The sequence below is a fragment of the Enterococcus sp. AZ163 genome (genome assembly GCF_050498925.1).
In the GTDB taxonomy this organism is placed as follows: Bacteria; Bacillota; Bacilli; order Lactobacillales; family Enterococcaceae; genus Enterococcus_A; species Enterococcus_A ferrettii.
On sequence record NZ_JBIPAO010000001.1, the window covers coordinates 1,050,340 to 1,064,653 of the forward strand.

Annotated in this window: 13 protein-coding genes; all 13 read left to right on the top strand. The window is 34.4% G+C overall.

Translation table 11 applies throughout. From position 1 onward, the window contains the following. Positions 1 to 4: 4 nt before the first annotated feature. Positions 5 to 352: a DUF3969 family protein gene (locus tag IGI46_RS05085; protein ID WP_429973032.1), complete on the top strand. Its 348-nt coding sequence runs from the start codon at positions 5 to 7 to the stop codon at positions 350 to 352. A 457-nt stretch (positions 353 to 809) separates the two neighbouring features. Then, positions 810 to 947 carry a hypothetical protein gene (locus IGI46_RS05090; RefSeq protein ID WP_429973033.1) on the top strand — a complete coding sequence of 46 codons (138 nt, stop codon included), beginning with the start codon at positions 810 to 812 and terminating at the stop codon, positions 945 to 947. Positions 948 to 964: 17 nt separating this feature from the next. Beyond that, the gene (locus IGI46_RS05095; protein ID WP_429973034.1) at positions 965 to 2,449 is read left to right on the top strand and encodes an RHS repeat-associated core domain-containing protein; all 1,485 of its coding nucleotides are present in this window, start codon (positions 965 to 967) and stop codon (positions 2,447 to 2,449) included. Then, a complete protein-coding gene (locus IGI46_RS05100; RefSeq protein WP_429973035.1) occupies positions 2,421 to 3,074 on the top strand; it encodes a hypothetical protein in 654 nt (217 codons plus the stop codon). Before IGI46_RS05095 ends, IGI46_RS05100 begins: the two co-directional genes overlap by 29 nt. Positions 3,075 to 3,349: 275 nt before the next feature. Then, positions 3,350 to 3,703 (top strand): DUF3969 family protein, encoded by a 354-nt coding sequence (locus IGI46_RS05105; protein WP_429973036.1) that lies wholly within the window; start codon positions 3,350 to 3,352, stop codon positions 3,701 to 3,703. A gap of 87 nt (positions 3,704 to 3,790) precedes the next feature. Then, complete coding sequence (locus IGI46_RS05110; RefSeq protein ID WP_429973037.1) at positions 3,791 to 4,483, top strand: hypothetical protein; 693 nt, start codon at positions 3,791 to 3,793, stop codon at positions 4,481 to 4,483. Between the two features lie 211 nt (positions 4,484 to 4,694). Then, the gene (locus tag IGI46_RS05115) at positions 4,695 to 4,910 is read left to right on the top strand and encodes a hypothetical protein (RefSeq protein ID WP_429973038.1); all 216 of its coding nucleotides are present in this window, start codon (positions 4,695 to 4,697) and stop codon (positions 4,908 to 4,910) included. Between the two features lie 304 nt (positions 4,911 to 5,214). Further along, positions 5,215 to 5,775, top strand: coding sequence for an RNA 2'-phosphotransferase (locus IGI46_RS05120; protein WP_429973039.1), 561 nt, complete (start codon positions 5,215 to 5,217; stop codon positions 5,773 to 5,775). 230 nt (positions 5,776 to 6,005) lie between these two features. Further along, positions 6,006 to 6,698 carry a hypothetical protein gene (locus IGI46_RS05125; protein ID WP_429973040.1) on the top strand — a complete coding sequence of 231 codons (693 nt, stop codon included), beginning with the start codon at positions 6,006 to 6,008 and terminating at the stop codon, positions 6,696 to 6,698. Between the two features lie 24 nt (positions 6,699 to 6,722). Beyond that, the gene (locus tag IGI46_RS05130; RefSeq protein WP_429973041.1) at positions 6,723 to 7,472 is read left to right on the top strand and encodes a hypothetical protein; all 750 of its coding nucleotides are present in this window, start codon (positions 6,723 to 6,725) and stop codon (positions 7,470 to 7,472) included. Between the two features lie 2,348 nt (positions 7,473 to 9,820). Next, entirely contained in the window at positions 9,821 to 10,927 is a 1,107-nt protein-coding gene (locus IGI46_RS05135; RefSeq protein WP_429973042.1) for a tyrosine-type recombinase/integrase, read from the top strand. A gap of 560 nt (positions 10,928 to 11,487) precedes the next feature. Beyond that, positions 11,488 to 12,237 (top strand): winged helix-turn-helix domain-containing protein, encoded by a 750-nt coding sequence (locus IGI46_RS05140; RefSeq protein WP_347298792.1) that lies wholly within the window; start codon positions 11,488 to 11,490, stop codon positions 12,235 to 12,237. Positions 12,238 to 12,458: 221 nt separating this feature from the next. Continuing rightward, complete coding sequence (locus IGI46_RS05145) at positions 12,459 to 14,252, top strand: SpaH/EbpB family LPXTG-anchored major pilin (protein WP_429973043.1); 1,794 nt, start codon at positions 12,459 to 12,461, stop codon at positions 14,250 to 14,252. The last annotated feature ends 62 nt before the right edge of the window (positions 14,253 to 14,314 follow it).

The window sequence follows — 14,314 nt, forward strand, 5'->3', positions numbered from 1 at the left end:
AATAATGAACTTGAAAATTACGATTAAAAACGAAGGAGATGCTAATAAACTAATATTAGTATCTGCTATAGGTTTATTAGAGTCTTTAGAAAATAAGCTATTAACAATCAATGAGTGTCAACAATATTTATTTAGCCCATATTCTGTAAGTATTTTAGAAAAAGAGGGGCTGGAGAAAAAGGTTATTGAAATTGTTGAACTAGGCTGTGAGTTAGAAGATGTAGAGTCATTGTTTCCTGATGATTTAGATATTGAAATAAGAAAACTAAAGGAAAAAGCTAAACGCGTTTTAAAGAAAATTAAATTTAACCCTGACTTTAATGAGGATAGAAAATGGCTAGATCAATATTGATAAGATATAAAGAAGTCTCTAATAGTTAGTTACTATTTAATACTCTTTACCCATTAACTTATGCTCCCAGCAAAGGGAGGCCCCAATCCGTCTGCTGACTTGCTAAATTCAGATGGGAGCGTAGAGCAATGGGATATTATGATAAAAATGGTAAAGTTAGAGAAGATATTGATTTTAATTATTCTGATGAGGGCACACATGATTTTCCACATAGGCACACATGGGATTGAGTCAAAAAGCACCGAGACAGACTGCACATTAAGGAAAGATTTTATAAACTGGATCAGAGTCAATAGCTGAGACACTTTTTACGAGAGATAATTTATGTTGAGAGTCATGTATTTCAATTAGAAAATCAGTCATATTCGAAAAGTATTTCAGCAGGAGATAATACTATATGAGTGTACAGAAAATGATTCTTTTCTGTACACTTTATTTTTTTGCTATTTTTTTAAGGATGCAAAGACTTCTTCTTCGGGTAAATCGTCATCTTCGTCTAACTCAATTCCTAACACTGGTGGCAGAAAATCGCCGAAAACAAGTCCGACTGGAGAAGAAAATTCACTCTTCTGGTAAGGATTCAGCGAAAATGTGATTCAAGGAATTTCAAGTTTGTCGGAAACAGTAGGTAATCTTTGGATGGATGTCTTTGATACGGTCTCACATGCCTATCATCAAAAAATTGCGAAGGATCGGGCAAATGAGGAAAGGATTGTTGTTAATCCACCAAGCTTAGGCAACCTGCCGGGTGAAGGAGAAGTGACTTACTCTTCTGAGGTACAGGAGGTATTAATTCCTTATACAACTCGAGAGGATAGCTACAACTATTACGAAGTACATAACTACGTAAATGATGTTAACCAAGAAAATACGCAAGTACTTCAAACGTATGATGACGAACTAAAAGCTCGCGAAACCTATACCTATGGGAACGAACGGCTCAGCTACATGAATGAACAAACGAAGGAAGAGTATCAATATCTGACGAATGCCAGAGGTAGTGTGACAGGCATGACGCAGGATGGAGAGCTTAACAGCACGAATAGCTATTCAGTATTCGGAATGTCAGAAGAAGTAGATGATACTGGAAATCCGTACGGTTATACAGGTGAAGCACAAGACATAACAGGGTATAATTATCTAAGGGCACGCTACTACGATAGTCAAACTGGAACCTTCCTTACTCAAGATAGTTACGAAGGCGAAGAAGACAATCCACTTAGTCAAAATGGGTATACCTATGTTGAGAATAATCCGATTAATTATACGGATCCGACTGGGCATAAGAAAAAAATGTTTGCTAGTGTTAAGTCGTTTGGAAATACAATGAAGTCCGTTGCTAACAGGATTGTTAATAGCGTCAAACGAACTGTCGAAAATGTCAAGTATCTTATTGGAGTAAATCCTTATCCAAGTGTAAGAAATAACAATAGCTTTATTTCTGGAAAATCATCTTCAAGTAGCTTTGGTTTTGGGAATGCTGTAAAGCAAGTTGCACAAAATGTTTATCGCCAGCAACAGATCAATATTGCTTATGCTAATGCAATTGGAAATAGTGTGGAGCGAAGGACCAAAGAAGCAATGAACCTGTTAAGGAATTGGAATAAATCCATGAAAGAAACCTTGACGAAATTCTGTAAAACAGCACCCAAAGCCAAAAAAGATAAACATCAATCTGCAGGGGTTGTTGCACTAGCACCAGGAGCGACAGGGAGTCTTCCTGCTGCTGGTAAGGTGATAGGGAAAACAACTGTAAAAATTTTAGGTAAAGCAGTTTGGATTTATACTGTTTGGGATCTAACGAATAAAGCTGTTAATTATATTGAACATGGCGACACGAATGACATGGTTGTAGGAGGAGACCTCGAGCCGTTTAATCCCAAATCAGGTAGAAGAATAAAACGTGATGGTCGTGGGTCTGGCAAAAAAGGAATAGGATATGTGGATAGTAAAGGAAATGTATGGTCTGAAGACGAAGCTCCGGTGACAGACAGTCATGGTGGAAGTAAATGGAAGAAATATAAAAATAAAAGAGATTTCGAAAAGGATAAGAGAGAAGGAACCTATAATGAAGATGGGCAACGAATCAGAGATTAACATTCAAGATGGGAAGATCCCTGAATTAGAAAAAATGGATTTTTCATCAAGTAGTTTTGATAATGAGCTTTATAAATTATTTTTCGATGTGGAAGATTATCATGATGTAGTGGTTGAAGCGACAAGGCTTAAAAAAGTTGCTATATTAGATGTATTTAAAGAAACTATGCAGATAGGAGACCCGAGACTTGATCTATTGTCAAATGAATACTTCAGACTAAGTCAAGAAAATAAGTATTTATCTTTTTTTGAGAGAGTATTTGAAATAAATGATAACGAAGCTTATATAGATTTTGGAGGTGAAGATGACAAGCGTAAGATAATAGAATCAATAGATAATGATTTCGAGGCATTAGATAAGATAGATAGACTAATTTATATGAATCAAATCGATATATTAAATAATGGTGATAATTATATATATAAGATTGAAAATATAAATCTTTTAAAACTGTTTATCAAGGGTTTTCTTCGAGAAAAAATATGGAACAGTTTATACTTTAACTCACATCCTATGATTTTAATTGCCAATTATGACCTGAGTCTCCCAATTATTATTGATAATGATAAAGATAAAAAACTTTATGAAAAAATTGCAAATGAGAACAATCTATTTTTTAGATAATCTAGGTTTTTCAATTGTAAATGTTAGGCAAATAGCTTTCAGACTACGTACACTGCAGCGACAACAGCTTCAGAAGCAATAGCTGCGCATGCTACAACAGTCTTAGGACTAACTGTTCAAAGTATGAAGAACGGGAGTAATTATAGTTCTGAATCAGGCAAGAAAGCCAGTGAGGCTAACTTTGATTTGAAAAATCCAATTTCTTTTGATATTTATACTTATTAACTGATTAATGTGTATAAGATCTCATGAAGAAAATAAGCAGGAGGAAAAAGATGCGAACCAAAATGAAGTTATCCGCTCGTAGTAAAACAGATGCGAACATAATGTTGTTGGTGTGTATTATTGGATTATTGGACTCTTTAAAAAGTGGGATATTAGCAATAGAAGAATGTGAACAATATCTCTTTAGCCCATATACTTTGAAAGTTTTGCGAAAAAAAGGGATAGATAAAAGAATAATCGACATTGTACATTTAGGAACGGAGTTGGAAGATATAGAGTCCTTGTTGCCAGACAGATTAGAAGCTAACATACAAGAATTATATGACAATGCAAAGGAATTATTGAAGGAAATTAAACCAGAAGGAATCTATTATGGTGAGGAAAAATGGTTGAATAAAAAATGATTACGGCAATGTCATACCAAGCAGAATGAGTCAAAATATAATCGTTAGACCGAGTAGTTTTTCTTCATAAGTCATTTGGAGGTGCAGATGCTAAATCACAAATTTTATAAATACGATGAAAATTTTCAGATTGATTCTGTACAAGAGGAAGATTTTATTCGAATATCGAATCGTCTGATAGAGGACTTAAAAAGTTGTTTGAGTAGGCATAAATTCATGGAATATTATTCGGAAGAGACATATTATGGATTAAGTAAAGGTGTTACATTACTTGATACAGAAGATATCCTATATCTTCAAAATTTTCTGGTTTTAAAAGGTAATACTTCACCAGAATACGTGAAATTCAAGTCGTTTTTAGAAGACTGTCTTTCTAGTGGCAAGCAGGTTTTTCACGTAGACGGGAGTCCTTCGACAGCAGGATTGATTCATGATTTTGTCCTATGTAAAGAAGTACCCGATGATCTTTATCCGAGAAAATATAAAAGTATAAGCATTAGAATTCAAGATCAATTTATTCTTGATAACTATGATGTTTTTAAGGATGTAGATATGTATTGTAATAACCTGGATACTCTACAACAAGGGTTCAATTATCACGGGATAACCATCATTACTCCTGAGATAGCTGAAAAAATCCTTCAAACAGGACGAACTTTTTTGAAGGGAAATAAATCAGAGCAAGCTGAATATTTTGTAGGTGATGAATGGGATACGTTGAAGCAAATTTTGGAGACGGCTATAGCTGAGGACAAATTTGTTATTCATTTTGGGATTTAGTATCACCCTGAAATATAGTCAAAGAGAAAAAATTGGAATAGTGTTAGCAGATCAAATTTCTTGGAATGATGGATCGTGGTAGACAACAGATAATGGAAGCCAAGCAGCTCGAAGAGAAACCTATAGTGCTAATTTGAAGCGACTGGGAGATTAATAGGTATTATTACAGAGATGCAAAGTATTAATTCGTATAATACGGAAGGTGTTTTGAATGAAAATTTATTTGCTAGAGTATTATGAAGAGATCGACCATGGTAATTTCACGACAGAAAAATATAATCTTATAGGTTTGTATTTAACAAAAAAAGAGGCCCAGAAAGCCAAAGTAGAAATAATGAAAGAATGGCGTATCAATGAAGAATTTCTTTTTGTCAGTTCTACCCGAATTGGTAAAACCCAATGGGAAGGAGGATTTGTGTGTGTCTAAACCAAATGTAGTATTTGCGCTGTATCATATATATGATAGGTCCTTTAAAGGAGTTGAATGGCGAGAGGAATTTTGAAAGTTAATAAATCTAAAATATAAAAAGAGGGATTGAAGCAAATTTCTCCAATATGTTTTTCAAAGATGATAGTAAGTATGTATATGTGTCATCTACTAAAAATCTGCGTGGATTTTGTTTTGAACTAGAGTTTAGAAGTGATAGATAGACAGTGGTTAACTATCTCAAAAATGAAGATTACTAGGGCGCCAGCTATTCGAAAAAGATAGATATAAATAGGAGGAAACAATGTCTAATAAGATAAACTATACTAAACTAAGTAAAGAAGTTTCTTATGCTTTACGTCATGCTCCATGGGAATATGAATTGGAATTAGATGAACAGGGCTGGGTTGAAATCAATCAATTATTGCAAGCCATTCATCAGTCTCCTGAATGGCAAGAGGTAGGACTGGATGATTTAAGAAAAATGATTGTGAAATCGGAGAAGAAGAGACATGAAATCAATGGGAATAGTATTCGAGCATTATATGGACATTCCATTCCTATGAAAATAGTAAAAGAAGCGGCTGTTCCTCCTAAGTTTCTATATCATGGAACGGCGCATAAGTTTTTACCTAAGATTGAAGCAAGGGGATTATCTCCAATGTCTCGACAATATGTTCATTTATCTGAAGATATTGAAACAGCTATCTTAGTTGGAAAAAGAAAGGATAAGCAGCCAATTATTTTAGTGATCAATACAGAAAATGCTAGAGCAAAAGGAACAACGTTTTATTTGGGAAATGAAAAGGTTTGGCTAGCAGATAGTATTCCGCCAGAATTTATCGAAGCTTTGAAAACAAGATAGAAGAATTCTGCAATCTATACAGCCCATTGATGCCAGGAATGAGTAAGCATCACAATGAATTAGATTGTATTTTACTTTAACCTATATCTAGTTATGAGTTGAAAATTTCCGATTATCCGAAGTTTCTAACTTATAGTGGAAAAAGTCTGGGAAGAAATTAGTCAGTGGAAAACATGAAAAAGCTGAATAAACTCTCCAGTCTTTTCTTTATTAACCATTTGGAGGTGCAGATGCTAAATCACAAATTTTATAAATACGATGAAAATTTTCAAATTCAATTTGTACAAGAAGACGAATATATTCAAATATCAAACCTTCTAATAGAAGATTTAGAGAGTTTCTTTAGTAAGCATAAATTCACAGAATATAATTCGGAAAAGAAAATTTATGGACTTAGTGGAATTGATGCGTTACTTAATAGGGAAGATATCCTGTACCTTCATAACTGTCTAGTTTTAAAAGGGAGTAATTCACCGGAGTATGTAAAATTCCAGTCATTCTTAGAAGACTGTCTTTCTAATGGAAAACAAGTTTTGCACATAGATGGGAGTCCCTTAACAGGAAGTCTTATTCATGACTTTGTTTTATGCGAAGAAATACCAGAAAGTCTCAATCCAAGCAAGTATAAAAGCATCAGCATTAAAATTCAAGATCAATTTATTGAAGAAAATTATGACGTTTTCAAGAATGTAAAAATGTACTGGAATAACCTGAATAACGTAGATCAAGGATTCAATTACTACGGGATAACCATTATTACGCCTAAAATTGCTGAAAAACTATTTCAAACGGTGGAAGCCTTTTTGGCAGGCAATGAATCAGAGCAAGCAAAATATTTTGTAGGTGATGAATGGGATACGTTGAAGCAAATTTTGGAAATGGCTATAGCTGAGGATAAATTTGTTATTCATTTTGGAATCTGATATAAAAAAAGAAAGGCTACTAACATGAAAGCGTTTAGAATGAAACAATGTGTGATTATTTTTTTCCTTCTGGTTGCTATTTTAAGTGGCTGTACACTGAAAAGACCACCAAGAGGAATGCCAGTAAAGAAAGCTCCTTCTGTTGAAACACATGTAGACCAAAGTGGCGGCCTTTCTGATTACATCACAGGAGAGTCAAAATTTGAGATAAAATCAGTAACTTCTATCAGAGAGGATGGCACAAGAGATCAAGTTACAATAGATGGGAAAAATTTTGATCTAAGCATTCCAGCATCAATCACTGATAAAAAGCTGAAGCTCAAGGTGATCTTTAAAAATGGAAAAAGAGCTAATGTTGAAATCGAATTACCCAAGAGAGAACCAATTGATTCCTATGATACTTTTGCTGATCAGATGAATGAGGCTATCAACGATATGGATGAAAATGCCGAAACTAGATTTCCTAGTACAGTCAAAGATGGTACTTTTATTGCCGATGATAAAAATGATGCTCAAACTTGGGTTCATATTCAGGAGGGAAAATTACTTGGATTATCTATGATTGCTGGAGAGGAAGCAGCAACACCAGAACTAGCAGCTATCACGGTAGCGTTTATACTAAATTACGAAGTTGATAATGACAAAGTATTTAGAGCTTTTAATGATTTGTTTGAGACTGGAGAAGCAAGTACGGTCACTTCAAATGGTTACCAATTTACATTTGATATTTATGACTACAATTTATACATTGATATAATTAAAGCGGTTGATTGAAAAGGAGACTACAAGCTATGAGACCGAATAAAAAAATACTTGAATTCTACAATGAACAATCAAAGTTTGGGTATATAGAGTCGTTAGCAATGTGCAAGCTTATCGAAGCTGAAGAAATAACTATTAATCTAAGAATAACTTTTTTTAGCTACCCGTATATTATTGGAGATGGGTAAATTTTATCGGCATCAAAGAGTTGAAGCTAAACGAACTAGAGGGACTGTATAAAACAGTTTTTTCTATTACTGATATAAGCTCATACCAATTGGAAAATATACGATACACAATAGTGGAAGAAGAACACAATGTACTGCGTTTCAACTGTAGAGATTTCAAAATTAGTTTTATTTAAAGTGTGCGAGCTTTTTTATATCAGTTTTTATGATTTGCTCGATAGGGGATATTCTATTGTGGTGTATATCCAAAAGCGGTAACAAACATTTCATAAAGATTCTCTCCTCAAAAATGATCTAAACCTTGACAATATTATAATTCAAAGTCAGATTTGCCAAGTAGTGGTGTACTTAGATTGTGCATTAGGAGATAGAAACGTTCTTTCAACAAAAGGGGAGATTATTAAAAGAAAATAAGCATTTAGAAAATGAAATAGAAATTTCTTGTTTCTGTAAAGGTTGTGCAGTTGATGGTGCTAGAAGGGAGAGGGTTCAATCAATTTTGAAGTGTGAATACATAAATTTCCAAGCATTTAAAACAATAGAGGCTTCCATAGTTGGGATAGATAGCTATAATCGTTGGTACAATAGGAATCAACTTTTATTAGTTGCTCAATTAATTTGGGAAGCCTTTTTTTTACTGAAAATAACTATTTCTCTTTTTCTGTTCTGATTCCTAACATAGAAAACAAAAACATTTGTCGGAATATCCGTCATAAAATCCCTAATTTTACCCAAAAATGTGCGGTATTCTAGCTTCACCAGAGAGGTGAAGTGCTTTGACGAGAACTATTGAATTGAATATAAAAATTTTCTAGTTAATTCGGAATTTTTTGTGCTGTACCAAGTATAGATTTATAACAAAAAAATAGAAGGAAGGAAAAAAACTGTTGGGTATTATTAAGCAGGTAGGGTGTTAATGAGGAACGGATTTTATCGCAAAAAAAAAGAAGGATTTATCAATCATTATTTTACAGAGGGACTACGTCTAACTCTAGTTACTCTTTCTTTCAGAATAATTACAAATAGGACTCTCATGGAAGTATCCAGCAATGCTGCTTTTGCTAGAATTGGATTAAAAACGTTAGCCCAATAGAAGGGATTGGCATCGGTACAGTCAACATTGAGTGCATTTAACGCATTATATTTAGCAGAGCGTAATGCGGGCTAGGATAATTGAAATAGCACAGGATAGATCTTAGTACTATTACTGCAATATAAATAGACGTTTCACAAATGATCTTCGATTTTTCCAGTGGAAGAATATCTGAAATTCCAACGAAAGAACAAGTAGAGTATTCATCACTATAACTTCTCTCTGTTGCAGAGTTACACACGAGGTAATGGGATTACTCTGACACGTCTTTACCTCTCAAATCATCAGTTCCCAGCAAAAGAACTTGTGTCGTTACCCATTCTAAATAGGAACGTGTGAATTAACCAATAAAATATTCCCGTCATGCGATATCCAAAATGCAGTTCTGTTGCAAAGTTAAAAATAAGTCGTACTTGGATATTCTTGACGATAGATTAGGCAGGGAATTCTACTAACATCTTTACTTCTGTACAGACTGAAAAGCCAAAAAGAGTTTCGTCTTTTTGGCTTTTTTATATACTCCTTGAAAAGTTTCCAAGACCTTCAAACGTAGACAAAGCTGTTCGAATATTCAGCAGTCTGTCGTAGTATAGGAGACATTTTTTCATTTTTTAAAGTATTACTAATAGAGAGGGCTGTCTCGGTTATTAGAACGTATGGTTCTCTGAATTTTTTCTTCAGCCGTTTCAAGAATGTATGTGCAGCTTATGTATCAGTTTTTTTGTAGCAAACTAACTAAAATTAATCCGTTTGTGTCAATCACACAATATTAATAGTACTGTTTTCCTTTTAACCTAAATATGAGCTTGTTAAGAGTCTTTGTAACAGAACCTGTATTGTTTCTGCGAAAAACAAGAAAAAAATAAGAGAAACATGAAAAAAAGGATCAAAAAAGAAGTTTCTTTTCTAGTATATCCTGAGTATACAACAAGTCAAATAGAGATTCAACATGATAATCGCCTATTATAAATAAATAAAAATAAAATAGTAGGAGAAATTGACAAAGAAATGACGAAAAATTGTTTTTAATTCGTGGTCACAATTTCTCGTCAAACCTAAGAAAGGAGTTTGTTATTTTTATGGCACGAAGTGGAGAGAACATCTATTTCAGAAAAGATAATCGTTGGGAGGGACGATACCCTGTCGGAAGAAAAAAAAATGGGCGATTAAAATACCGGTCTATTTATGGGAAATCTTATATAGAAGTCAAATCAGCACTGCAGATTATAAAAGATCAGTTACCGCCGATTCTAGATAAGAGATCGAAAAATGTAACCTTTCAACAATGGTCCACACAATTTCTGAAGATTCGTGATAAACAAATTAAAGAGTCTACACTAGCTAGTTATAGCTATAAAATTGATCATTATCTGCTTCCCAATTTTTCTTCCACTTTTCTTGAACACATTACCGCTAAAGATATTCAAGAGAGTTTAGAACGCTGGAAGGACTACGGGTTGTCAACAAGCAGCATTAAAGTTGTCATGCGATTATTGAGCAGTATGCTAAATCAAGCATTTAAACAAGGATTAATCACTAAGAATCCTTGTTTGACTATTCAATTGCCAAAGGAAGGAAGGAACAAAGTAGGTGCCTTATCACAGAAGCAACAGGCTCTCCTAGAAAAAAATGTTGAGTTGGATTCAAATAACAACAGTAGAGCGGTTATTTTGGCATTGCACACAGGATTGAGAATTGGAGAGATTGCTGCTCTAAAATGGGCGGACATTGATTTTGAGGATTCTCTAATTCATGTGAAATCTACTTTTCAACGAATTATGGTGCCTAATACGAACCATACGAAGCTGCACTATGGGACCGTGAAAAGTATTGCTTCCCAACGGATTATTCCGTTATCCAATAAGGTTAAGAAATTGTTGCTGAGACTAAAAAAACAAACAACTAGTGACTATGTATTCTCAGTAAATAATAAGCCTTGTGAACCAAGAGTACTTACCTATCATTTTCAACGGATGAAAGAAAAGTCTAATCTGTTAGACATTCATTTTCATCAACTGAGACATACCTTTGCGACACGTTGCTTAGAAGCAAAAGCAGATATCGCTTCTTTAAGCTCCTTATTAGGTCATTCGTCTACACAAATGACTTTAGATATTTATGCAGATTCGATGTTGGAGCAACGTGTCTGGATTATCTCATCGATGGAAAACTTAATAAAAGCCTAGTGCATCGCTGAAGAGATTAAAAAAAAAAAAGTAAATATTTTTATGGGGTGGCTTTTTTTCTTTTTTTTAAAGAAAGCGTTATCTTTTTCAGCTGCTTAAAGAGACTTTTTTTGAGGACAAGGATAATAGATTAAGGGAGTAATAGGACTAATAGCTGTTATTTATTTATCTATTAAATCAAGAGCATTACCCGTCAGTATTTCTGGTCACAATGAAAAATGTTGATATGACAAGGATTTTGATCGGATTCTTGTTTTTCGCAGAAACAAGTAGAGGATGTCTCTGATAGATGTAATCGATTAGCTGCTTATCAAGCTTAATACTGCATCTTATCGAAATGCCTTTTTTAATAAACCGTTAGAAAAAAAGGTTGCGCCGCCTAAAAAAATTTTTTAGGGAAAGAGGCACCCTCCTAGATAGACACACCGTTAGTCAACAGAAAAAGAAAAACAAGATGACCATCGATATGGAGGTGAAAGGAAAAGTTCCAGAAAGTACACCTACAGTTTCATAACAGAATATTTCGATTCTTTATAAACAATTGAATCTTTTGAAGGAGGGTGATAGATATATATCAGATTTTAGTCTTAACTGAAAATATTCTGGCAACTAAGAGTTTACAGAACAAGTTGCAATCATTAAACAATGAAGTCTGGTGTTCCTCGCAATTATTAGGTCAGCTGCAAAGAGAAAATATAGTCAGTTTGATTTGCCAACAATTTCAGGTAGTCATATTTAGCAACACAATTGGTGATAAGCAAACGCAACTATTACTAGAGATCTTCTCCGATCATTCGCTCGTTTTATTACGAGAAACAGACACTAAATTGGAAGAAGAAGAAAAGCTTTACTGGCTAGAACAAGGAATACATGACTGGATAGACCCTGAAGCATTAGCTTCGGAAATTCGAGAAAAAATGTTTCGAGCATACACAAATATTGAAAATGAAGATAGCTTGAAGAGTACGAAATTCTTTTCTTTTGAGTTTTTTGAGGATGAATTGGAAACCTACCACATCCGTTTGTCTAAGAAAGAAAAAGAAGTACTACATACATTAGTTCAAGCGAAAGGGAATATTGTCAGTCGTCAAGAATTATGCGAACAACTTTGGACAGACGGAGAGACATTTTCAAATATGAGTCAACTTTCCTGTATTATCAAACGAATTAAACAAAAATTCAAGGCTAAAGGTATTGAAAACTTATTAATTTCTACTTGTTGGGGTAAAGGATACCAATTAGAAATGATTGGACGAGAGTTGAGGGGAAAGCAGCAAGCTTTAGGAAATAACACAGCCTTCATGCATTGAAGGTTTGTGAGATTGTTGGCTGAAGTTCATGTTTAAAAAGTGTTGCCATTTCCAAAGAGGCATTCTTATGGATAAACGGGTTATACCAGACATTACAAAGAATTAGCTGCTGGTCCAAAAGTTATTTAAAGGTTTTTATAAAATCGGTATTTATAAACAACGTACATCAAGAAATAACAGTAGGTTGTATTATCAATATAAAAAACAAAAGGGGTATGAAGATGAATAGAAAGATTCGTTTCACAAAGAAATTAGTAGTGACAACAGCTGCACTGGTGATGTTAGGCGGTGGATTACCTATAGGATTGGGTGCAAGTGCTTATGCAGAACAAACCATTAGTAGTAATGCCAGTTCAGATACGACAACAGATCGGACAGTTACCGTTTGGAAGTATGAAATCAAAAGTACTTCTGAATTAGGTGGGCGAGGAGATGGAGAAACCTTAGATCCTAGTTCAGCGCCTGATTTGGCTGGAAAGAAAGTCATGAAGGATGTCAACTTTGAATTGATTCGTGTGATACCTAAAGATGGCGTGTCATTAACAGATCCGTTAAAACAAAAAGAGGGAACCGATTATACAGTTGATTCAAGTTTCACGAAAATGACAGGTAAGACAGGTGCCGATGGTAGTTTAACTTTTAATGTAAGCAAAGACTTAACTAATAAAAAAGAGGCAGATGGCATTTATCTGGTACGAGAAGTGAAAGATTCTAGCGGTAAATATAGTTACACAGATACAGAAGGCAAAACTGGTGAGGTAGCGAAACCGATGGATCCATTTTTCGTGTGGTTACCACAAACAAAACGAGATGATACAAGCAAACTTATCTACGACGTGAATGTCTATCCAAAAAATATTGTGACAGACGCTGAATTAGATAAGACCATTGAAGAAGGGCAAGGGTACTCGATTAAAGCTGGAAACAACTTCCAATGGGAAGCAACAACTAAGCTTCCAGACGGTTTATATTTTAAAGCAGATAAAGAAATGATTATTACGGATGTGTATGATCCAACTTCAGGAACGACTGCAGATAAACCAGTAGCTGCAGGAGATGAAGTATATGCCAACTACGTTACTGTAACCGATGATTTAAACACTGCCTTATTACTAGATGATATCGAAGTACAATCTTCTATCGATGGTTCTTCATGGACCACGTTAACAAATGATAAACAGTATACAGTCACTCTAAATGGTACAAAAGTGGCAGCTGGAAATCCTGTGACCAACACAACGGCAGGAGACGCTAAAAAGGTAGTTGTAGATTTAACACAAGCAGGAATGAAAGAATTAACAGAGAAGAAAATGCCTTATTTACGAGTAGTGTATAAGACCCACGTAAATAAAGACTTTAACGGAGCAATTTCAAATAAATACAATTTGAATTATTTAATACCTGGACAAAAACCAGTGGAAAAAGAAAGTAATGAACCAGAATCTTATAATGGTGGATTCAAGATTAATAAAACAGCAGAATCGAAAGATACAAAATTAGAAGGCGCTGAATTTTATATTGCAGATAGTGAAGCGAATGCGAATGCGAAGAAGTATTTAGCTTCCGATGGTAAATCTTACACATTAAAAGATGATGGATCTTCAGATCCTGTTTTGCCTAGTGGTATTACTTATCTTACTTCAACTTCTAATGCCAGTGGTGTAGCACAATTTGACGGATTAGCTCTTAATTGGTTTACAGATTCCAATGGCGACGGCAAACAAGATCCGAGTATCACTAGTGAAGCCACTTGGACAAAAGACAAAATTCAAAAAGATTACTGGATCGTGGAAACAAAAGCACCATCTGGATATGAATTATTGAAAAAACCAGTACAAGTCACAGTTAAATTAGATACAGATACGAATCTTGTCGTAGATGTAGAAAATAAAAAGAAAAGTGATTTACCATTTACTGGGGGTGCGGGAATGACTTTACTAATTGTGATCGCCCTGGGAGCAATTACAATAGGTACTGCAGCAGTAGTGATTGAGAAAAAACGCCGCGCTGCATAATTGAAAAACTGAAAGGAAAAGTAAAAAGAATATTTTTCTTATTCCTAAATCATACCTTTTAG

What these genes read in the sequence shown, in the direction of transcription:
- IGI46_RS05085 (WP_429973032.1), top strand. Translation starts at nt 5, where the DNA reads ATGAACTTGAAAATTACGATTAAAAACGAAGGAGATGCTAATAAACTA.
- IGI46_RS05090 (WP_429973033.1), top strand. Translation starts at nt 810, where the DNA reads ATGCAAAGACTTCTTCTTCGGGTAAATCGTCATCTTCGTCTAACTCAA.
- IGI46_RS05100 (WP_429973035.1), top strand. Translation starts at nt 2,421, where the DNA reads ATGAAGATGGGCAACGAATCAGAGATTAACATTCAAGATGGGAAGATC.
- IGI46_RS05105 (WP_429973036.1), top strand. Translation starts at nt 3,350, where the DNA reads ATGCGAACCAAAATGAAGTTATCCGCTCGTAGTAAAACAGATGCGAAC.
- IGI46_RS05110 (WP_429973037.1), top strand. Translation starts at nt 3,791, where the DNA reads ATGCTAAATCACAAATTTTATAAATACGATGAAAATTTTCAGATTGAT.
- IGI46_RS05115 (WP_429973038.1), top strand. Translation starts at nt 4,695, where the DNA reads ATGAAAATTTATTTGCTAGAGTATTATGAAGAGATCGACCATGGTAAT.
- IGI46_RS05120 (WP_429973039.1), top strand. Translation starts at nt 5,215, where the DNA reads ATGTCTAATAAGATAAACTATACTAAACTAAGTAAAGAAGTTTCTTAT.
- IGI46_RS05125 (WP_429973040.1), top strand. Translation starts at nt 6,006, where the DNA reads ATGCTAAATCACAAATTTTATAAATACGATGAAAATTTTCAAATTCAA.
- IGI46_RS05130 (WP_429973041.1), top strand. Translation starts at nt 6,723, where the DNA reads ATGAAAGCGTTTAGAATGAAACAATGTGTGATTATTTTTTTCCTTCTG.
- IGI46_RS05135 (WP_429973042.1), top strand. Translation starts at nt 9,821, where the DNA reads ATGGCACGAAGTGGAGAGAACATCTATTTCAGAAAAGATAATCGTTGG.
- IGI46_RS05145 (WP_429973043.1), top strand. Translation starts at nt 12,459, where the DNA reads ATGAATAGAAAGATTCGTTTCACAAAGAAATTAGTAGTGACAACAGCT.